This window comes from Streptomyces sp. NBC_00466 (assembly GCF_041433995.1).
Lineage (GTDB): Bacteria > Actinomycetota > Actinomycetes > Streptomycetales > Streptomycetaceae > Streptomyces.
Map to the genome: position 1 here is coordinate 6423150 of NZ_CP107896.1, position 19941 is coordinate 6443090.

Sequence of the window (19941 nt, forward strand, 5' to 3'; positions counted from 1 at the left end):
GGCCGGCCACACACGGGTACCGGCAGTGGACTACCGGTGCAGGGACGCTGTCGCGAACGCGACCGCGTAGTCGCCGTCGTGGCTCGTACTGAGCGCGACGCGGCCGAGACCGATGGATGCGGCCAGCTCGGCGGCCTTGCCGCGCAGAGCGGGTTCCAGGGCACCCGAGGGTGACCTGCGGATTTCGATGTCGAGCCACGGAAGGATCGTGCTCCCTTCGTGGAACAGCTTGAAGACGGCCTCCTTGGCCGCGATGCGACCTGCCACGGCGTGATAGGAGACGTCGCCCCTTCCCCCGCCGCTGTCGTGGAACTCGCGGGGCGTGAGCAGCCGGTGGAGCAGGTCCTGGCCGCAGCGGTCGACCATGCTCCGCACTCTGGCGATCGAGACCAGATCGGTGCCGATCCGGTCACACACGGGCCGCGCTCCCCGGCGCCGGCAGAGCGGGCAGCGACGCGTGCGCGGCCACGAGGTTGTCGCACACGGCCTGCCAGTCGCCCCGATGCCGCCTGCCCAGTGCGTGCAGCCATCGTTCGTACCCCCACCCGACACAGCTGGTGAAGGCGGACTCGCCGGTCGCCGCCAGCCGGATCGCGCAGCGCTCGCCGAAGAAGTTGCGGTGCAGATTGACCGAGGCGAGAGCCAGGCCGTCGTGGACGAACTCCTCCTTGACGGGAGAGAGTTTCTGCATGAGTGCGCGTGGGCCGCTCAGGTCGAAGAAGGGGTCTCCAGCGGCCTCGCGTTCCACCGGAATACCGAGCGCGGCGGCGAGTTCCACCGTCACGGCGGAGTGCCGGGCGAGCGTCTCGCGGACGTGCTCGGGGCTGCCGATGGCAACGATCTCCCGCATCTGGAAGCTGCGCAGCCGGCGCAGACCGTCGTACTCGTGCTCGTTGCGGAAGCAGCGGCCGAACGCTGTGACTGTGAGGTCCTCGGCCAACTCCGTTCCGGTATGGGCGAGATACACGCCGAAGCACACGCTGGAGGGCAGCAGCCACTGCGCGGGGGCGAGTGCCCCGGCCGGAATCGCCTCGCCGGTGTCGTGCACCGTGGACCGGCACTGCGGGACGATCTCCGTGGCGGGCGTGGCCAGGTGCGGAAAGTTGACGAGGATGTCCAGACGCTCGGCGTCCGGCACGGACAGCAGGGGCGGTGGGGTGAGCTCCTGTGCCCCGCAGGCGTGCGCCCAGTCGAGGAAGACGGCGTCGAGAAGCCTGAGAGCGCGGGTCTGTCCGGTGTCGAGGGTGGCAAGCCCGGTGGAAGTGGTGGTGCCGGGTGTGGGGGTGCCGGCGGAACTCATGGGGTGTCGTACCTCCTCAGTGCGGTCGGCCGACGAGCGGCAGTCGGTCACACGGCTTGGATGGTCTGGTCCTGGAAGATGCCGACCTTGGTCAGGAAGGTGAGCGGCCGCCGCAGGTAGCGCCTCTCCGCCTGCCTGCGGGTCTCGTCCCGCAGGATCCGGCTCCGCAGCGCCAGGGGTTCGGCCAGCCCCGCGTCCCGGTAGGCGGCGGGGCTGTACAACGACTGGACACACCAGGTCACATAGCGCTTGAGGTACTGCTCCAGCCGGGCGCACTCCTGGGCCGTCGCCTCGTCACGGACCCGGCTGTAGAGCACCTCGACCAGCTGCCGGCCGAAGGCTATGTGCCGTGACTCGTCCTTGTGGTGCACCCGGTTGACCTGGCGAACCGTCTCGGGGAGCGATGCGTCCTCAGCCATACGCTCGTTGAAGTAGTCGACGATCTCCTCGAAGATCAGGATCTTGGCGAAGACGAGGAAGTTCTCCGTGGTCCGGTCCGCCGGGTCCTGCGTCTTGAGGCCGGGGAGCGCGTACACCCGGCCGCCGTATCGACGGCAGAACTCCGCGAAGAACCAGGCGTGTTCATTCTCCTCGCCGATGAAGTGATGCAGAAAGTCGGTGAACTCCTCGAAGCCGGGGGCATACAGCCGGCTCGTCACCTCGGTGAGCAGTTCGCGAATGCCGTGCACGTTGACGCTGTAGAAGTTGATGCTCTCCCACTTGGCCAGCCGCAGCAGCTGTTCGCGGCTGAGCTCGTTCATCACCTCCGTACCGGAGACGGACAGCAGATCCTCACTCATCCACAGCTCGTCCTCGGGCAGAGTCTGCGGCCAGGAGAAGAGCCGGTAGGGGTTGTAGTAGTCCTCCGTCGCCATGCGCGAGAGGCGACCCGTGAGCTCGATGAGCCGTTGTTCAGAGTTCTTGTTGCGTAGATGCTGCAACGTTCCTCCCTGGGGCTTCGCCTGGGTTCCTGCCGCACCACCTAATTGCTTTCCAGACCTGTCAGTCAAGGGCTTTGCGGAACATTGCGTATCGACAAAACACGAGGTCACCGAGGGTGAGTGCGCTCCCAGTGCGGGCGGCGCGCGGTGCGGAACGGGTTGACTGACCTGTAAGACAACTCTACGGTGAGCAGCATGGACAGGAGGGAAGATGGGAGCTGCACCCGACGCGCGTGCCCACTCCGAGAACCCGTCATCGGAGACCGACAGCACTCGGACGGGCGGTCACGCATCACTGAGTGTTGCCTTGGGGCTGGCCGCCGGTCCCGCCGTGGGGCTGGGGCTCGCCCGGTTCGGATACGGCTTGATCCTGCCACCCATGCGAGCGGCTCTGCACTGGGACTACAGCGTGGCCGGGGCTCTCAACACGGCTAACGCCGCTGGGTACTTGGCTGGATCTGTCGGTGTCGTGGGGCTGCGCCGGCGCTTCAGCGACCGCACGTTGTTCCTCGTGGGCATCGTCGGCACGGTCTGCTCCCTCGCCGCGTCGGCCTGGGGCAGTGCTGTGGTCGTGGCGCTCGCCCTGAGGGCCCTGTCCGGGATCTTCCCGGCCGTCAGTCTGGTGGCCGGTGCGGCCCTTCTCGCCGAGGCGACGCGCGGAGCACCGCAGGGCCGTTCGGCCGTCCTGCTCGGTGTGTACTTCGGGGGCGGCGGTCTCGGTGTCGCGGCGAGCGGACTGCTCATCCCCGCCGTACTGGACGCCTCGGGTACCGACGGATGGCGGTTCGCCTGGGCCACCTGTGCCGCTCTCGGCGCACTGCTTCTCCTCTGCGCGCTCCCGGCCGTCCGTGCTCTGAAAGGCAGCGCAGGCCAGGGCGATGCGTGGCGCCGCCCCGCGGGCGCACCCTGGCCGGTCCGCTCCATCGGTCCGATCCTGGCCGCCTACGGGCTCTACGGCGTCGGCTACATCACCTATATGACCTTCATCGTCGCGCTCCTCCAGGAACGGGGCGCGGGACCGGGCGATGTCACCGTGTTCTGGGTGCTGCTGGGACTCGCCGCGGTGGGCGGGGGGTTCGCCTGGGGCCCGGTACTGGGCCGCCTCTCCAGCGGCCACGGACTGGCCGTCGTCCTCCTGTTCGGCCTCGTGGGCACGGTGATCCCGTTGCTGTCCTCGTCGACCGTGGCCTGGGTGCTGTCCTCGGCGGCCTTCGGGGTCTCCTTCCTCTCCGTGATCACCGCCGCGACCGCCGGCGCACGCCGGGTCCTGGGGCCGCACCTGCTGCCGGGAGCCGTCTCCGGGCTCACGATCGCCATGGCGTCGGGCCAGTGCGTGGGCCCCGTGCTCGCGGGTCTTCTCTCCGATCACGCCGGCGGCATCCGCTCCGCGCTCTGGCTCGGGGCCGGTCTTCTCGCGGCGGCGGTGCTCGCCGGTGCGGCACAGGATCTGCTTCCGGATCGCCGGGCATTCGCCGAAATTGACAGGTCGGTTAAATAGAGGCCATGGGAGCACATAGCAACTACGGCAAGGGCCGGGACCGGCTGGTCGCGGCGGCCGCCGAGCTGTTCTACGCCCAGGGCGTCACCGCGAGCGGCGTGGACATGGTGGTCGCATCGGCGGGCGTATCGAAGCCGACCTTGTACGCGCATTTCCGTTCCAAGGACGAGCTGATCGCTGCCGCGCTGGAGTGGCAGCACCGGCAGCGCCGATCGCAGGTGGAGGCCGTGTTCGCGGCCTCGTCGAGCGATCCCGTCCAGCAGGTCCTGGAGCACTTCGACTGGCTCGCCCAATGGCACGAGTCGAACGGCTGCCGAGGATGCGCATTCCTCAACGCCGCCCCCGAACTCGTCGGCCCGCAGCACGAAAAGGCCCGCCTGATCGTCCAGCAGCACAAGCGCTGGTGGCGCGGCCGCTTCGAGCACCTGCTCGCCGAGGCGGGTCTGGCAGAACCGGAACGCGTGGCAGACGAAGTCCTGCTCCTCTTCGAGGGCGCCAGCGCACGGGTCGCCGTCGAACAGACCACGGAACCGGTCCGCACCGCCCGGCGCATGGCGGAGGACCTGCTCGCCCGACTCGGCTGACGCGGCGAACGGTGGGGGCGATCGAGGTCCCGGATGGCGGAGAGAACGTGGTGCGGAGCCGTCACAGAACCACCACCGAGCGTACCGGGGTGATGAGGACGTGCCGGCAGGCCCTCGACACGGGTCAGTTCGTAGGCGGCCCCCTCCACACACCCGCCGGAGACCGACCCGATGGCTGTGCCGTCGGAGTCGACGGTAAGGGCCGCACCGGGCCGGCGGGGCGCGCTGCCGCTGGTCGCCACCACCGTGGCGACGGCGAAGTCGCGACCCTGCTCACACCACCTGTCGAGCTCTCCGGCGATGTCCAGCATGGGGGGCAGGTCTCCCTTACGGATTCCGGGCCCGGTGAGCGCCCGCCCCGGGCGTCGGCAGGTGTTCGCCGCGAACGTTGCTGAAGACCGCCTCAACACTGAACGGGCAGGGTCTACCGGCCACTTCCGTGACCGGGGCCGGCTCCTGGGGTGATGCTGGACAGCGACATGCCCATGGTCTCCGGCGCCCAGACCAGGGTCACCAGCCAGCCGAGCGCCGATATGCCGGCGCCGGCCAACAGCACGGTGGCCGAGCCACCGTGAAGCAGCGCGGAGGGCAGGAGGTACGTACCGGCCGCCGAGCCGATCCGGCTCACGGCAGTGCCGACGCCGACAGCGGTGGCGCGGACCTCGGTCGGGAACAGCTCGTTGGGGTACACCAGCGCGAGGAAGCCGGATGCTCCGTTGACGAGGGCGAATACCGCGAGCCCCAGGAAGAGGCCGATCGGGCCGATGCCCGGAATGACGGCCGGCAGTACGAGGGCCACCGTGATGACGGCGAACGACCAGAGCAGCAGCGCTCGGCGGCCGATCTTCTCTATCAGCCAGAGGCCGGGGAAACTGCCCACGACGAACAGCATCATGATGACGATGGATCCGCCGTAGAGGTTCGCGTCGCCGGTCATGCCGAAGGAGGAGAGCAGGTCCGGGGCGAAGATGTAGACGGCGAAGAGCGGTATGACCTGCGCGGTCCAGAACCCGGACACAAACATCGTCCGGGTGAGATAGGGCTTGCGGAAGATCGTGCCGAACGAGGTGGTGACAGCTGGTTCGTCGGGAAGGTGACTCACGTCGTACTGAGAGCCGTAGACCTTCTTGATCGCGGTGTTGGCCTCCTCGACCCGCCCCTTGCTGAGCAGCCACCGTGCGGACTCCGGCGTACCGACGCGCAGCAACAGCGTGACCACGGCGAAGACCGCCGGGCTGGCCAGCAGCCAGCGCCATGTGTCGGGTCCGAGGCCGTGCAGCAGGAATCCGACCGCGTACGCCGCCGCAGCCCCAATAGTCCAGAAGACGAGCGCCAGTCCGAGCAGCCTGCCCCGATGGCGCCGTGGCAGATACTCGGCGAGCAGGGCGGTCGCGATCGGGTAGTCGGCCCCGATGGCCACGCCCGCCACGAAGCGCAGTGCGATGAGCCACCACGCAGTCGGCGCGAACGCCGACCCGACCGAGGCCACCGCAAGGACGACGAGATCCGCGACGTACATGAATTTCCGGCCGACCAGATCGGTCAGATAGCCGAAGACCAGCCCGCCGATGAACACGCCGATCAGACTTGCGGCGCCGACGAGCCCGATGGCGACACCCGACAGGTGCAGTGCGGGCTTCGCTGTGAGGAGGGCGATACCGATGATCGTGAGGGCGTATCCGTCGATGAAGGGCCCGCCGCTCGAATAGGCGGTCAGTTTCTTGTGGAACGACGTCAGTGGTGCGTCGTCTATCAGGTGAGCCTGAGCAGTGGATGTCACAGGTAACCCTCTCTGCCAGTCTGCCAGTCGGGAATTGGGCCCCGGCTCGACGAGGTGAGAGCCGGGGCCCAAAAGGAACGTGGGCACGGCAGGACCAGCGAGTGCCGCTGCTGCCGGCGATCGATGAGTTGGAGGCAGCCGGCTCACCGCCTGGTGATGGGCCTAGAAAGGTGCGTCGCCCCTCAGCGTCACGCGGTGCATCTTGCGGTAGTGGGGGTGGTAGTCGCCGACGGCGTAGTGCTGCACCGCCCGGTTGTCCCAGATCGCGATCGCGTTCGGGTCCCACCGGAAGCGGACTTGGAACTCCGGGACGCGAGCGAGCCCCACGAGGTAGCGCAGCAGTGATTCGCTCAGCTGATGGTCGACACCGGCGATCCTTGTCGCGTAGAGCTCGTTCACGTACACGAGCTTGCGTCCCGTTTCGGGGTGTGTCCGCACCACCGGGTGCCGTCGAGGGCGGTACTTCTCCCGCGTCTCGGCGTACCGCTTCTCCCCGTCCTCACCGGAACGCACGTGGTCGCTGAGCTCCCGCTCCCAGTCATGCACCGCCTCAAGCGGATCGATCAGGCTCTTCACGTTCTCCGGCAGGGAGTCGTAGGCCGCCGTCATGCTCGCCCACAGGGTGTCGCCGCCACAGGGGGGCACTTCCTGTGAGTGCAGGCACGTAGCGGCGTTCGGCGTCGCCTGCCAGGTCAGGTCGGAGTGCCAGACGTCTGTTCCGGAGGCGCGGCCCCTGGATTCAAGGACCTCGATGTATTGATTGTCGGGAAGCGAGGGGAAGAACGCGCTCACCTCCTGCGGTTCACCGAAGATCCGGGCGAACCTCAGCTGGTCATCCGGATCGATCAGCTGGTCGCGCAGAAACACCACTTCACGCTCCAGAAGCGTCTGTCGCAGCTCCTCCTGGCATTTCGGCGACAGCTCATCCCGCAGGTCGAGCCCGTGGATGACACCACCGATTGCCGGAGTGAGCGACTCAAGTTTGAACTCCGTGGGATTTACGGATTCCATTGCGCAAATTCCTTTCTTGCCTCATTCGGGAGTGCAGTGAGGGAGATCAGCGTTCTGGGTGGTCAGGATGGGATTCGTCCAGGCGGCGAACTGCGGCCTGTTCACCGGCCGGAGCTGTCAATCCGAGCTGTCAGTCCGAGCTGTCAATCCGCAGGGGAAACCGGCGGTGCCGAGTGGACCGGACCTCAGGCCGCGGAACATGGCGCCGGCCTCGCCCTCCCCTAGGTAGCTAAGGGGTTAACTATCTCGGTGGAGAGTTTTTATCAGCAAGCGACAAGCCCCACAAGGGGGCTGTCGCACCGAAAAACCTCCGTCACCCCGGCAGGGGATCCCACCGGCACCGCCTGCTGGGTCGAGCGCTCCTGGGCCGAACGTCCCCGAGGCCGGCCGATCCGGTGGACCTGTGGCAGGAGTGCCGAGGGGAGTGGCTCTCCCGGGGGTCGCGCCGGTGCGGGATCCGGCCGGCGGCGAAGCCATTTCCAAAACATTAAGCGCATGATATTCTAGCGCTTAAGTAAATGTTTATGCTGGTCAGCGCCTTGTGGCGCCCTGGTTTCACTCACCTCTCGCTGATTTTCGAACCACCACGGTTGGACACACAACAGGAGGAGGGCTTCAAACATGCGCCAACAGGTCGGTGGCGCCGGACTGCTCGCGCCGACACAGGCGGCACTCCCACCCTTTCGCCTGTGCAGACCGAAGACACTCGACGAGGCGCGGCGGCTGCTCCTGGACAACCCTGACGCGACTCTCGCCGCTGGTTGCACGGACTTGGTCGCCGCGGTCCGTGAAGGGTGCTCCCCGAGCACACTCATCTCACTGCGGGGAATCGATGAGTTGCGCACCGCCGAGCAGCGTGCCGGAGAGCTCCACCTCGGTGGGTTGCTGACCCACCACGATGGTTCCCGGCATCCAGCAGTCAACCGGGTGCTGCCCATGCTCGGTGCGGCCTGGTCGAGCATCGCCACAGTCCGTATCCGCTTCCGGGCGACGGTGGGCGGAAACATCATGGCGCGCCGCCACCGGTACGAGATGGCCGTGATCCTGGGCGCCCTCGAAACACAGTTGCTGTTCTCCGGGCCGGCGGGGGAGTGGCGCTGCCGCGTCGACGAATTCGTTGACGGCCCCACGGCCGGACCCGCCCTGCTGCACCACCTCGTGGTCGACACCGAGTCACTGCACACATTCCACTACGACCGCTCGCTGCGCCCGCTGACCACGGTGGCGCTCGCGGTCCGGCGCACGGGTGGCGGGCTCCGCCTGACAGCTGTCGCCGGATCGGAGTATCGCCGGCCGGCCCTGCTCCGCGCCGAGATCGCGGGCGACCGGATGACTGCCGCCGACCGGGCCGATCTCGCCCACGACATGGCAGCCCAACTGCCGGAGCGGGCCGGGGACTACGCCGGCAGCATCGAATATCGCCGAAGGGTCGTCGAAGTTCTCCTGCGACGTCAGCTCACGCCCGGACCGGAGTCAATATCATGAGCAGCGGTACTCAACCGATCGAGAGCGTCGGCCCTGGTGAGGACGTCCGGGTCGCATTCATGCTCAACGGCCAGCAGCGCGACGTCGAAGTGCCCACCAGCACAGTCCTGTTGACGATGCTGCGCCGGGACCTGAACCTGACCGGTGTGCGCGGCTCCTGCGAGCGAGGCGTGTGTGGCGTGTGCACTGTCCTGGTGGACGACCGGCCCGTCGCATCGTGTTCACTGTTCGCCTTCGATGTTGATGGAACCAGCGTGGAGACCATCGAGGGCCAGCAGGACGGTGACCATCTGAGCCCGGTCCAGCAGGCATTCTCCGAGTGCGGCGGTTTCCAGTGCGGTTACTGCACACCCGGGATGATCCTGCTCACCACCGCGCTGCTGCGGACCAACGCGAAGCCGGACCGTGAAGAGGTACGGCAGTGGATCGGTTCGAACATCTGCCGCTGCACCGGCTACGAGATGATCCTGGAGGCGGTCGAGCGGGCCGGCGAGCTGGTGCGGGACCGCGACGAAGAGGACAACTTGTGAGCGGCATCGTTGGACGGGACGAACCTCGCCGGGACGCGTTGGCGAAGGTGACCGGCAGGGCGCGGTACGGGTACGACGTCAGCATGGCGGGAATGCTGCACGCCAAGGTGCTGCGCAGCCCGCACGCTCATGCGCGGGTGGTGTCGGTGGACACCACCAAGGCCGAGAACCTTGCGGGCGTACACGCCGTGCTCACCAGGGACCACCTGGACGGACTCGACCCGATGTGCGGCGCGTATGTGAAGGACCAGCCGTTCGTGGCGCTGGACACCGTCCGCCATGTCGGCGAGGTGGTGGCCGCCGTCGCCGCTCTGGATGAGCACACCGCGCTCGCCGCCCTGGATCTCATCGAGGTCGAGTACGAGAAACTGCCTGACGTTGCGTCAGTTCTGGACGCCCGCCACGATGAGGCGCCCGAACTCTTCCCGACCGCCCCGTCGGCCTTCGTCCCGCAGTACGGTCCGGGTGCTGTCGCCGCTGTGCGTACCGCGCGCAATGTCAGCTTCGAGTACCGCTACACCACGGGGCCGGCCGATGTGTGGCGCGAGTGCGACCACGTCTTCACCGACACCTTCACCTTCTCCCGGATGCAGCACATGCATCTTGAGCCGTTCGTCAGCGTCGCGGTCGCGCCGGGTGACCGGGTGGAAGTGTGGACGAGCACCCAGGAGCCGTTTCAGCTCCGCCAGGAGCTCGCCCGCATATTCAAGGTCCCGGACAATACCGTGCAGGTGCACGCCGAGTTGCTCGGTGGTGGCTTCGGAGCCAAGACCAACTGCCGCACCGAGCCCATTGCCATCCGCCTGTCCCAACTCAGCGGTGGGCGCCCGGTCCGGTACTGCCTGACGACGGAAGAAGCCTTTCTGACTGTCAGTCAGCACGAGGCGGTCCTGACGTTGACGACGGGGCTGGCGGCCGACGGCACGTTCCTGGCGCGCAAGAGCGAAGTACTTCTCAATGCTGGTGCCTATTCCGACTACAGCCCGCTGGTGGCCGAGAAGGCCGGTTATCGGATGCCGGGAAGCTACCGCTGGCGTCATATCGACACGGTGTGCCAGACCATCATGACCAACACCGTGCCGGCCGGCGCCTTCCGCGGATTCGGTGGTACGCAGGCGACCTGGGCCAATGAGCGGCAGCTGGACCTCATAGCGGCCCGGCTGGACATGGACCCCCTCGATCTCAGACTGAAGAACGTCCTCGACCTGGGTGAGAGGAGCGTGCCGGGCGAAACTCCCCTCGACAGCGACCTCGCATGGGGGCTGGGCCTGGTGGCCGACGCGATCGGCTACCGCGAGCGCGCCCACATCGACAACAGAGGTATGGGGATCGCGCTGACCTGCAAGGACGGTGGCGGCATGAACAAGGTGAGCGAGGCCCGGCTCACCATTGACGCTTTCGGCAATGTCTCTCTGCGATCCGCGCTGATCGAGATGGGCCAGGGAGGACAGAGCGCACTCACCCAGATCGTCGCCGATGTCCTGGGGACGGATCCGGGCAAGGTCACGTTCGCCCCTGTCGACACCGACCACTCACCGTTCGATTCGGGGACACACTCGTCCTCCGGAATCGCAGTGATGGGCCGAGCGGTCGAGCAGGCGGCGGAGCAGGCGCGGCGCAAGGTCCTCGACTTCGCGGCCACGGAGCTGAGGCTCCCGGCCCAAGAGCTGGAGCTGCGGAACTGGGAGGTGGTGGCCAGGGGGGAGGCGTATCCGCTCACCCCGCTGATCCGCCGGGCCTTCGACGGTACCGATGACGAGTTCACCGCCGATGGCTACTACAGGGCGGACTCCTCGGCAGAGTCACCTTTCGAGACGCCCTGCGCTTTCTGGGAGGTCGCCTGGGCGGCGGCCGAGGTCATGGTGGACCCGGAGACCGGGAAAGTGGAACTCCTCCAACTCGTGATCAGCGGGGACGCCGGGAAAGTGATCAATGCCCTGGGGGCGCGGGGGCAGGACGAGGGCGCGGCGGTCATGGGCATCGGACAGGCCCTCTTCGAAGAGCTGCGCTACGAGGGGAGTGAACTGCTCAACGGTGAAGCACTGGACTACCGCGTGCCCATGGCCGATGACATGCCGCGCTCGTTCATCTCCATCACCCAGGAACAAGGCCATGGATCAGGTCCTTTCGGCTCCAAGGGCCTCGGCGAGGGCGGAATGCTGCCCGTGCCGCCGGCCATCGCCGCCGCGATAGCCGACGCCGTCGGAGCGCAGATCACCGGCCTCCCCATGAGCCCCGAGCGAGTGCTCACCGCCATCGACGCCGCCCGCGCACACGACTCCAGGCCATGACGGTCCGGGTGCCGGGGGAGGGGGAAACCGCCCGCGTGTGGGCGGGTGTCGGCGAGGAGCGGTGTCCAGCCGTTTTCCTGGATTCCGGCAGTGAGCGGGCAAACGGTTTGGGGGGTGTTGATGGGGAACGGGGGCATGGTACTCAGCCAGCTGATGGCCGAAGGAGCCCCCCGTGAGACCGCGGATCCTGAGCGGCATGTTTGCATATGTTCATGATCATTAATGCATCGGAAGCAGATGAACCGCGGACGTACGTGGACCACATCCTGGAGCACTGGCACCAGGACGAGGAAGCCGAGGCGCTCGTCCAGGGTGCGCAGCGGCTGACCCGGGGAGAGGCCCGGCGGCGGCTGTTCCGGCTGGGGCACGCGCTGCGCCGCCAGGGGCTCGCGCCCGGCGACGGAGTGGGGCTGTTCCTGGCGAACCGGGTGGACTCCGTCCTGGTGCAGCTCGCGGTGCACCTCATCGGCTGCCGCGTCGTGTTCCTGCCGCCGGAGCCGGGCCCCGGCGAGCTCGCCGCGCTGGTCGAGCAGTCCCGGGCGCGCGCCGTGGTCACCGACCCGCTCTTCGCGCAGCGGGCCGCCGATGCGGCAGGCCGCAGCGTCCACGCCCCCGTGCTGCTCAGCCTCGGGCCCTGCGAGCAGCGGTGCACGGATCTGCTGGCGCTGGAGGCCGAGTGCCCGGCGGTGCGCCCCGACGGCGTGCCCGCGCCGGGCCCGGACGAGGCCGTGACCGTCCTCTACACCGGCGGCACCCTGGGCCGTCCCAAGCTCGCCGCGCACAGCCACCGGCTCTATGACGCGCTGGTGGACCTGGTGCAGGGCGCCCCGCGGGACTCCCGGCCGGCTGTCTTCCCGAATACGGATCCGGGCACGGGGCGAGTGCTCGCCTCCACGCTGCTCACTCACGGCAGCGGCCACCTCATGACAGTCCAGGCGCTGGTGACGGGGTCCACCCTCGTCGTACTGCCCGAGTTCGAAGCGGGCGCGGCGCTGGCGGTGCTGCGTGAGGAGCGGATCACCGCCACCATGTTCGTACCGCCGATGCTCTACGCGCTTCTCGACCACCCGGAGTGCGAGCCGGACGCCCTCCCCGCACTGCGGCGGATCGTCGTCGGAGGCGCGGCCTCGTCGCCCAGCCGGCTGCAGCAGGCGGTGAAGGTCTTCGGGCCCGTGCTCAGCCAGGGCTACGGGCAGTCCGAGGCGCTCGGTATCGCTGCGTTCGGTGCGGAGGATCTCGCGTCGGAGGGAGCCCAGCGGCCCGAGCTCTGGAGCAGCTGCGGTCGCCCGATTTCCGACACCGAGATCGAGATCCGTGGTGAGGACAGCGCGGTGGCGCTGCCCTCCGGGCAGGTCGGTGAGGTGTGTGTCCGGGGCGAGACGGTGATGCTCGGCTACTACGAGGACCCGGAGCGCACCGCCGAGGCGCTGCACGACGGGTGGCTGCGTACCGGGGACTTGGGCTACCTCGACGCCGAGGGGTACCTCTATCTCGTCGATCGGGCCAAGGACATCATCGTCACCGGCAGCACCAGCGACAACGTCTACTCCCGGGTCCTGGAGGACTTCCTGCTCACGCTGCCCGGTGTGCGCAACGCGGCGGCGCTGGGCGTCCCCGACGAGGAATACGGGGAGGCCGTACAGATCTTCCTGGCCACCGCCGAGGGCGCCGACATCGACCCGGACAAGGTCGGCGCCTCGGTGACCGCCGAGTTGGGAGAGCTGTACACGCCCCGGAGGACGGTCCTGCTGGACCAGCTGCCGACGACCAAGGTGGGCAAGGTGGACAAGAAGGCGCTGCGCGCCGCGTGGACGAGCGCCACCCTGGACACCACGCCGTAGGCGCCGCGATGGGCGACCAGCCGGCCTGATGTGCCCGGCGCTGCGCGAGCCCGGTGGTGCGGCCCGAAATGCTGCGGTCCATAACGCGTGAGTCGCTGCCGGCCCGGGTTCCTGCACTGGGCTGGTTGGTCCCATGCGATGGCATGCTTCCGCGGTCCGCCGCAGTATTGCCCGCACAACGCTCCCCGGTGCTACCGGCCCCGGGCTGTCAGGTCTCTCGGCAAGGACTGACGATGCAAGACCGGCTGGCACTGAATCCACTGTTGGGCCCCGTCCTCGGTCCGCCTCGCAGATCGTCGGGGCATTCACGTTGGCTGCTGGCCGTCGCGGCAGCCTTCACCGTCGTTCAGCTGATCGTGGTGGTACCGGGCTCGGGGCTGGGCTGGGACGAGGCGGTCTACGTCAGCCAGGTCGGCGGGAACGCCCCGCCCGCGTTCTTCAGCGCACCTCGAGCACGGGGCATCTCCTACCTCGTGGCACCAGTGGCCTCCTGGACGGCATCGACCACGGCGATCCGCGTCTACCTGGCCCTGCTGTCGGGCAGCGCGTTCTACGTCTGCCTGTGGATCTGGCGCAAGGTGCTGACCACAGCGGTGCTTGCCTGTGCCGGTGCGTTGTTCGCCACCCTGTGGATCACCCTGTACTACGGCCCCGAGGTGATGCCCAATCTGTGGTGTGCCTTCGGGGCCCTGGCTGCCGTCGGCTGCGTCCTGCGGGCCATCGGACGCGCGGGTGACCGGGCAGCCGTGGTCGGCGCCGGGGTCGCGGTGGCGGTTGTCGGGGTCATGCGCCCTGCCGATGGTGTGTGGCTCGCCCTGCCGCTGGCCGCGTCGACCCTGCTGGTGCCGGGCCGGCGACGACCGGCGGTGTTCGCCGCGATCGTCGGTGGCCTGGTGATCGGCGCAGCCCCCTGGGTGATCGAGGCGTACCTGCACTACGGGGGATTGAGTGCCCGGCTGCACCGTGCCAGCGAGATCCAGGGCGGGCTGGGCTGGAATGTGGCTGTGGACGACCAGGTGCGGACTCTGGCGGGGCGTTCGCTGTGCAGACCGTGCAACGTTCCCTGGAGGTATCCGCTCACGGCGGCTTGGTGGTTTGCGCTGCCGGTGGTTGTTGTCGGGGGCATCGTGGCGGCGTTTCGCGCGCACCGGGGCTCCGCGGCCCTGCTGGCCACCGTGACCGCGGCATCGATGGCAGTGCCGTACCTGTTCTTCATCGACTATGCGGCGCCCCGCTTCCTGCTTCCCGCCTACGCGCTCCTGGCCCTCCCCGCGGGCGAATGCGGCGTCTTCCTGCTCTCCGGCGTGCGGCTCGCTCCACGGCCGGTGACCGCCGCCGTGCTCGCCCTGGTTCTGGCGGGTCACCTCTCCATCCAGCTCGGGGTGCTTGCCCGTATGACGGCCGTCAACCGCTCCATGCGGGCCCACTACACGGCGGTCGCCGCCGGGCTGCACCGGCTGGGCGTGCGCCCGCCCTGCATGGTCACTGGGTACATGGCTGTCCCGATCGCCTACTACGCGGGCTGTTCCTCACGTCAGCCGAGCGGTCACGACGCCAGCATCACACCGGATGGGATCAGAGCCGCCCAGCGCGACATGCCGGTCGCGGTCATCGTGGCCGACAGCCACGTTCCACCACCCCGTTACGCGCGATCCTGGCGACCGGTGAGCCTTCCGGATGAGCGCGGCCGGCCTGCCTACCGCGTCTACCTGCCGCCCGGCTCCGCCGGCTCCGTCACGAGCAAGGACGCAACGCGCCGGCTTCCAACTCCTCCGGAAAAGAGGTCTCTTGGCGTGACTGGCGTCAGAACCATTTCTCGTGAACATTCGTGCACCCACCGGTCTCCAGGTGCTGCCCAAAATGCCGGACAAACGCTGCTGTTGAAAGTGGACGAAGCCACTGCTCGGGCAACGACGTCGATGTTCTGCTGGACGGACCCGCCTTCCTGACGGCCGACAGGTTCACGGTCGGGGAGCAGTCCTGTACGGATGTCTCCGACGGGAACGAGGGCAGGCCGCGTTCGGCTGTGGACGGCCTTCCCTCGCCCCTCTTGCGTCAACTCAGCGTGCCGACACCGCTGCCGGTTTCGGGAGCGTGCAGCCCGCGGCCGCGAGGTTGAGCTTGTTGCCCGTCGTGAAGCAGGCGGGGATGCCGTAGGTCTCTTCCGCGTATCCGATCCCCTTGCGGACGGTGACGGCCCCCTGCTCGTTCACCTCGCAGGGGTTGTCGAGGGTGCAGCTCTCACCGCTCTCGTTGATGGTGTTGTTGATCGCCGTGATCTGCCCGGTCGTCGTGTCGATGACCGGGGAACCCGAGGTGCCCCCGATGACCTGGCACTGCGGGGTGTAGCGGACGGAGTCCTTCCATGTCCACTGGTCTTCCTTCAGGCGGTACGCGAATCCGTCGACGGAGCAGGAGTAGACCCGCTTCCAGTATCCGGAGACCACGTTGATCGCGTGCCCCTGCACCGGGTGGGCCGAGGACAGCGTCAGTGGCCCGATGCCGGTGGACTGCTGTATCTGCGCGTAGGTCTTGGTCAGTTGGTACAGCGTGACGTCCGTGTCGGTCATCGTCGAGTAGACGACCTTGTTCGCCTTGAGTGTTCCGGCGGTGCCGGCCGAGGCGTTGAGCAGCGTGAAGCTACGGGTGGACGACTGGTCGGTGATGACCTGACCCGCGCTGGGGAAGCCGGTTTCGAGGCAGTGACCGTTGGTCATGACCAGACCCGGGTCCGTCGCCTGCGAGTTCGGCATGCGGACCAGGGAGCCCGAACAGTTGCTGAGTGCCACGGTGCCGGCGAAGGAGGCGGCTCTCACCGAGGCGTGCGCACTGTCAGGGTGCACGGCGGCCGTTGCGGCAGTGGGGGTTGCCCCGCCTGCGTGGTCGGGTGCTGCGGCTGCCGCGCCCGCGGTACCTGCCAAGGTGGCGGCACCGAGGGTGACAGCGGTGAGGGTGGCGAGGAGAGGCTTGCGCATGGTGGTGGTCGGTCCTCTCGGTTCGGCCCCGGGAGCCCTGTGGCCCCCGGACGGCGAAGGGTGACCGCATTGTCGGCGTACAGACAACGCCTCCGCTACCCCACCGCCCCGTCCTGACTCTTTCTGCCCCCTTGACGGCCACCGTGACGGGACTCTGTTTCCTGGGTCTGAGCACTGGAACAGGCAGCCCCGGCGCCCCTGTCCGGCTCGGCTGCCCGATGGTCGCGGTGCGCCCGGAGGCGAGCAACCGCCGCCCCGGCCGCCCTGGACGGGCCCGGATTCCCTGGATCGATGGCCACCGTCGAAGGGCGTCGCGCTGGAAGCCTGAGAGCCCGTCGTGGTCCTGGCTCGGTGGCTCGGACACTCGTCGCAGGTGATCACCCTTGGTTACTATGCTCACTTCATGCCGGAAGCCGGAAGCCGGAAGCCGGAAGCCGGAAGCCGGAAGCCGGAAGCCGGAAGCCGGCGGCCAGGGGCGCGGCGCCACCGACGGTCTGCTGGGGGAGCGGGGAGACCGGCCCGCCGGCCGAAGCTCCCCAGATTCTCCCCAGCGCCGTCGGCCGGTGATTCCTGCCTCTGCGCACCGGAGAGGTCGTCCGTGGATTGCATGACTGAAGAGATAGGTGGCCTGGGAAAGTGTTGGAAGAAGTCGTGGCGACCCGCTACGTCACGCCTCTGCGTGAGGGCGGATCGCTCCCCGGGATCGTCGAGGCCGACGACCTCGGTACGTACGTCATGAAGTTCACCGGGGCCGGGCAGGGCCGCAAGACGCTCGTGGCCGAGGTCATCTGCGGTCAGCTCGGCCGCAGGCTCGGGCTGCGTGTGCCGGAGCTCGTACAGATGCAGCTGGACCCCGTCATCGGGCTGTCCGAGCCCGACCAGGAGGTGCAGGAGCTGCTGAAGGCCAGCGGCGGGCTGAACCTCGGGATGGACTACCTGCCGGGATCGCTCGGCTTCGACCCGCTCGCCTACCAGGTCGGCCCCGAGGAGGCCGGGCGGATCGTCTGGTTCGACGCGGTGATCAACAACGTCGACCGCTCCTGGCGCAACCCCAACATGCTTGTCTGGCACGGCGATCTCTGGCTCATCGACCACGGCGCCACCATGATCTGGCACCACAACTGGCCCTCCGCGAAGAACTACGGCAGTAAGCCGTACGACGCGTCCGACCACGTCCTGGCGACCTTCGCCCCCGACGTGGCGTCCGCCGCCGCCGAGCTGGCGCCGCTGGTCACCGAGGAGCTGCTCACCGAGGTCGCCGCCGACGTACCGGAAGCCTGGCTGGAGGAGGAGGCCGGCTTCGGCACCACCGATGAGCTGCGGCGTGCATATGTGGAGGTCCTGCTGGAGCGGGCCGCATCCGTGCACACCCGGATCACGTTCGGGCCGCAGACCCCCACCGGGCCGTCCCGTGCACCGGGCTGGCTCTCCGAGCGCCTCGCGCCCCCCGCGCGGCAGCAGGACGAGAAGAAGGACGGCACCCGATGACCGGGCGTGATCCCGCTCACCGGGATGTCTACGAGTACGCGCTGGTGCGGGTGGTGCCGCGGGTCGAACGCGGCGAGATGTTCAACGCGGGGGTCCTGGTCTACTGCCGGGCCAGATCGTTCGTCGTCGCCCGTACGCATCTGGACGAGGCGAAACTGAGGATGCTCGACCCGCACGCCGACGTCGTCGGGGTACGCGCCGCGCTGCGCGCTGTCGAAGGGGTCTGCCACGGCGGTGATGCGGCCGGCCAGGCAGGGCCCGACGACGCGGGGCGCCGGTTCCGCTGGCTGATCGCCCCCCGTTCGACGGTCGTACAGCCCGGTCCTGTGCACACCGGGCTCACCACCGACCCGGCCGCCGAGGCCGACCGGCTGCTCGGGTTGCTGGTGCGCTGAGGGGGTGGCACCCGGTGTGACGTTCACTGCTGAACCCGTGTGCCGTTGACACCGGGTGCCAGGCCTTCTAGCGTCTCGTCTGCTGAAGGTACTAAGCGGTTGCTCAGTGATCGAGGGCCGCGATCCGAGGGCGAGGAGAGCCAGTATGTCCACCACCGAGCAGCGCGTTGCCATCGTGACCGGGGCCGCGCGCGGCATTGGCGCAGCCACCGCCGTCCGTCTGGCGGCGGAAGGCCGCGCTGTCGCCGTACTCGACCTCGACGAGGCGGCCTGCAAGGACACCGTCGAGCAGATCACCTCCGCGGGCGGCCGCGCCATCGCCGTGAGCTGTGATGTCTCGGACAGCGCCCAGGTCGAAGCGGCGGTTGCCCGGGTCGCGGCCGAGCTCGGCGCCCCGACGATCCTCGTCAACAACGCCGGTGTCCTCCGCGACAACCTGCTCTTCAAGATGAGCGAGTCCGACTGGGACATGGTCATGAACGTCCACCTCAAGGGCGCGTTCCTGATGTCCAAGGCCGTCCAGAAGCACATGGTGGACGCCAAGTTCGGCCGGATCGTCAGCCTGTCGTCCAGCTCGGCGCTGGGCAACCGCGGTCAGGCGAACTACTCCGCGGTCAAGGCCGGTCTGCAGGGCTTCACGAAGACGCTCGCCAAGGAACTCGGCAAGTTCGGCGTCACCGCCAACGCCGTCGCTCCGGGCTTCATCGTCACCGAGATGACCGCGCAGACCGCGGCGCGCGTCGGGATGGGCTTCGAGGAGTTCCAGGCCGCCGCCGCCACCCAGATCCCGGTGCAGCGTGTCGGCAGGCCCGAGGACATCGCCAACGCCATCGCCTTCTTCACCGGCGAGGACGCGGGATTCGTGTCCGGGCAGGTCATGTACGTCGCCGGCGGCCCGCTCAACTGATCAGGCAATCTGGGGAATCACGGGAATCACAAGGGAATCAACGGACATGACTGCACAGGACAGCGGGAAGGTCGCGCTGATCACCGGCGCGAGCCGTGGTATCGGATACGGCATCGCCGAGGCGTTCATCGCCCGCGGCGACCGGGTCTGCATCACCGGCCGCAATGAGGACGCGCTCAAGGCGGCGGTGGAGCGGCTCGGCGCCGACCGGGCGATCGGCGTCGCGGGCAAGGCCCATGACGAGGCGCACCAGGCGACGGCCGTCGAGCGGGTCATGGAGACGTTCGGCAGGGTCGACCACCTGGTCAACAACGCCGGTACCAACCCGGTGTTCGGCCCGATGGCCGAGCTGGACCTGAACGTGGCGCGCAAGGTCTACGAGACCAACGTCATCTCGGCGCTCGGCTTCGCCCAGCAGACCTGGAAGGCGTGGCAGAAGGAGAACGGAGGCGCGATCGTGAACATCGCGTCCATCGCCGGTATCTCCGCCTCGCCGTTCATCGGCGCGTACGGCATGAGCAAGGCCGCGATGGTCAACCTCACGCTCCAGCTGGCGCACGAGTTCGCCCCGGTCGTCCGGGTCAACGCCATCGCGCCCGCCGTGGTGAAGACCAAGTTCGCCGTGGCGCTGTACGAGGGCCGCGAGGAGGAGGCGGCCGCCCAGTACCCGATGGGCAGGCTCGGAATGCCCGCGGACATCGGGGGCGCCGCCGCGTTCCTCACGTCCGACCAGTCGGCCTGGGTCACCGGTCAGACCCTGGTGCTCGACGGCGGGATGTTCCTCAACGCCGGCGTCTGAGTCCCGGTCCCGTCCGGGCCTCCACCCTGAGCCCCGGAGCTCCGCCCGCGGAGCCGCTCACCGCACGGCCCCGGACATCCGTCCGGGGCCGTTGTCAGTGGTCGCCGGTAGGTTCT

Annotated in this window: 17 protein-coding genes and 1 pseudogene; 11 read left to right on the forward strand and 7 right to left on the reverse strand. The window is 68.4% G+C overall.

Features of this window, described 5'->3' with window-relative positions; all coding sequences use genetic code 11:
- Positions 1–30: 30 nt before the first annotated feature.
- The 3 genes from OG210_RS28815 to OG210_RS28825 are packed head-to-tail and all read right to left on the reverse strand — an operon-like array spanning position 31 to position 2241.
- Positions 31–417, reverse strand: a complete 387-nt coding sequence (locus OG210_RS28815) for a holo-ACP synthase (RefSeq protein WP_328324310.1) — start codon at positions 415–417, stop codon at positions 31–33.
- Entirely contained in the window at positions 410–1300 is an 891-nt protein-coding gene (locus OG210_RS28820) for a hypothetical protein (protein ID WP_328324308.1), read from the reverse strand. The genes OG210_RS28815 and OG210_RS28820 overlap by 8 nt, the downstream gene beginning before the upstream one ends.
- A gap of 47 nt (positions 1301–1347) precedes the next feature.
- Positions 1348–2241, reverse strand: coding sequence for a diiron oxygenase (locus OG210_RS28825; RefSeq protein WP_371539418.1), 894 nt, complete (start codon positions 2239–2241; stop codon positions 1348–1350).
- Between the two features lie 211 nt (positions 2242–2452).
- Between OG210_RS28825 and OG210_RS28830 the strand changes: the two genes are divergently transcribed.
- Complete coding sequence (locus OG210_RS28830; RefSeq protein ID WP_328324304.1) at positions 2453–3739, forward strand: YbfB/YjiJ family MFS transporter; 1287 nt, start codon at positions 2453–2455, stop codon at positions 3737–3739.
- A gap of 5 nt (positions 3740–3744) precedes the next feature.
- Positions 3745–4323, forward strand: coding sequence for a TetR/AcrR family transcriptional regulator (locus OG210_RS28835; RefSeq protein ID WP_328324302.1), 579 nt, complete (start codon positions 3745–3747; stop codon positions 4321–4323).
- Between the two features lie 119 nt (positions 4324–4442).
- Here OG210_RS28835 and OG210_RS28840 read toward each other — a convergent pair.
- From OG210_RS28840 to OG210_RS28850, 3 genes and pseudogenes are all read right to left on the reverse strand, one after another.
- Positions 4443–4634 (reverse strand): annotated as a pseudogene (locus tag OG210_RS28840) (XdhC family protein); the annotation flags it as partial.
- A gap of 113 nt (positions 4635–4747) precedes the next feature.
- Complete coding sequence (locus OG210_RS28845; RefSeq protein ID WP_328324300.1) at positions 4748–6103, reverse strand: MFS transporter; 1356 nt, start codon at positions 6101–6103, stop codon at positions 4748–4750.
- A gap of 162 nt (positions 6104–6265) precedes the next feature.
- Positions 6266–7114, reverse strand: coding sequence for a TauD/TfdA family dioxygenase (locus OG210_RS28850; RefSeq protein WP_328324298.1), 849 nt, complete (start codon positions 7112–7114; stop codon positions 6266–6268).
- 621 nt (positions 7115–7735) lie between these two features.
- On the opposite strand from OG210_RS28850, the gene OG210_RS28855 reads away from it, so the two are divergent.
- The 5 genes from OG210_RS28855 to OG210_RS28875 all read left to right on the forward strand — a co-directional run bounded on the left by OG210_RS28855 (position 7736) and on the right by OG210_RS28875 (position 15210).
- Positions 7736–8599 (forward strand): FAD binding domain-containing protein, encoded by an 864-nt coding sequence (locus OG210_RS28855; protein ID WP_328324296.1) that lies wholly within the window; start codon positions 7736–7738, stop codon positions 8597–8599.
- On the forward strand, positions 8596–9129 hold the full coding sequence (locus tag OG210_RS28860) for a (2Fe-2S)-binding protein (protein ID WP_328324294.1): 534 nt from the start codon (positions 8596–8598) through the stop codon (positions 9127–9129). The genes OG210_RS28855 and OG210_RS28860 overlap by 4 nt, the downstream gene beginning before the upstream one ends.
- On the forward strand, positions 9126–11420 hold the full coding sequence (locus tag OG210_RS28865; protein ID WP_371539423.1) for a xanthine dehydrogenase family protein molybdopterin-binding subunit: 2295 nt from the start codon (positions 9126–9128) through the stop codon (positions 11418–11420). The genes OG210_RS28860 and OG210_RS28865 overlap by 4 nt, the downstream gene beginning before the upstream one ends.
- Positions 11421–11632: 212 nt before the next feature.
- Positions 11633–13261 (forward strand): class I adenylate-forming enzyme family protein, encoded by a 1629-nt coding sequence (locus OG210_RS28870; protein WP_371539426.1) that lies wholly within the window; start codon positions 11633–11635, stop codon positions 13259–13261.
- A gap of 233 nt (positions 13262–13494) precedes the next feature.
- Entirely contained in the window at positions 13495–15210 is a 1716-nt protein-coding gene (locus OG210_RS28875) for a hypothetical protein (protein WP_371539430.1), read from the forward strand.
- A 111-nt stretch (positions 15211–15321) separates the two neighbouring features.
- Here the strand turns inward: OG210_RS28875 and OG210_RS28880 are convergent, their stop codons facing one another.
- Positions 15322–16236, reverse strand: coding sequence for a serine protease (locus tag OG210_RS28880; protein WP_328324287.1), 915 nt, complete (start codon positions 16234–16236; stop codon positions 15322–15324).
- Positions 16237–16872: 636 nt separating this feature from the next.
- Here OG210_RS28880 and OG210_RS28885 point away from each other — a divergent pair.
- The 4 genes from OG210_RS28885 (at position 16873) to OG210_RS28900 (ending at position 19825) form a co-directional block, all read left to right on the forward strand.
- The gene (locus OG210_RS28885) at positions 16873–17724 is read left to right on the forward strand and encodes a HipA family kinase (RefSeq protein ID WP_328324286.1); all 852 of its coding nucleotides are present in this window, start codon (positions 16873–16875) and stop codon (positions 17722–17724) included.
- Positions 17721–18119 carry a DUF3037 domain-containing protein gene (locus OG210_RS28890; RefSeq protein ID WP_328324284.1) on the forward strand — a complete coding sequence of 133 codons (399 nt, stop codon included), beginning with the start codon at positions 17721–17723 and terminating at the stop codon, positions 18117–18119. The genes OG210_RS28885 and OG210_RS28890 overlap by 4 nt, the downstream gene beginning before the upstream one ends.
- Positions 18120–18264: 145 nt before the next feature.
- Entirely contained in the window at positions 18265–19026 is a 762-nt protein-coding gene (fabG, locus tag OG210_RS28895; RefSeq protein ID WP_328324282.1) for a 3-oxoacyl-ACP reductase FabG, read from the forward strand.
- A gap of 46 nt (positions 19027–19072) precedes the next feature.
- The gene (locus OG210_RS28900) at positions 19073–19825 is read left to right on the forward strand and encodes an SDR family oxidoreductase (RefSeq protein ID WP_328324280.1); all 753 of its coding nucleotides are present in this window, start codon (positions 19073–19075) and stop codon (positions 19823–19825) included.
- The last annotated feature ends 116 nt before the right edge of the window (positions 19826–19941 follow it).

Bases quoted from the DNA above. Each gene is read 5' to 3' on its own strand.
- OG210_RS28835 (WP_328324302.1), top strand. From the start codon at position 3,745: ATGGGAGCACATAGCAACTACGGCAAGGGCCGGGACCGGCTGGTCGCG.
- OG210_RS28870 (WP_371539426.1), top strand. From the start codon at position 11,633: ATGATCATTAATGCATCGGAAGCAGATGAACCGCGGACGTACGTGGAC.
- OG210_RS28855 (WP_328324296.1), top strand. From the start codon at position 7,736: ATGCGCCAACAGGTCGGTGGCGCCGGACTGCTCGCGCCGACACAGGCG.
- OG210_RS28875 (WP_371539430.1), top strand. From the start codon at position 13,495: ATGCAAGACCGGCTGGCACTGAATCCACTGTTGGGCCCCGTCCTCGGT.
- OG210_RS28850 (WP_328324298.1), bottom strand. From the start codon at position 7,114: ATGGAATCCGTAAATCCCACGGAGTTCAAACTTGAGTCGCTCACTCCG.
- OG210_RS28830 (WP_328324304.1), top strand. From the start codon at position 2,453: ATGGGAGCTGCACCCGACGCGCGTGCCCACTCCGAGAACCCGTCATCG.
- OG210_RS28880 (WP_328324287.1), bottom strand. From the start codon at position 16,236: ATGCGCAAGCCTCTCCTCGCCACCCTCACCGCTGTCACCCTCGGTGCC.
- OG210_RS28860 (WP_328324294.1), top strand. From the start codon at position 8,596: ATGAGCAGCGGTACTCAACCGATCGAGAGCGTCGGCCCTGGTGAGGAC.
- OG210_RS28820 (WP_328324308.1), bottom strand. From the start codon at position 1,300: ATGAGTTCCGCCGGCACCCCCACACCCGGCACCACCACTTCCACCGGG.
- fabG (WP_328324282.1), top strand. From the start codon at position 18,265: ATGTCCACCACCGAGCAGCGCGTTGCCATCGTGACCGGGGCCGCGCGC.
- OG210_RS28900 (WP_328324280.1), top strand. From the start codon at position 19,073: ATGACTGCACAGGACAGCGGGAAGGTCGCGCTGATCACCGGCGCGAGC.
- OG210_RS28890 (WP_328324284.1), top strand. From the start codon at position 17,721: ATGACCGGGCGTGATCCCGCTCACCGGGATGTCTACGAGTACGCGCTG.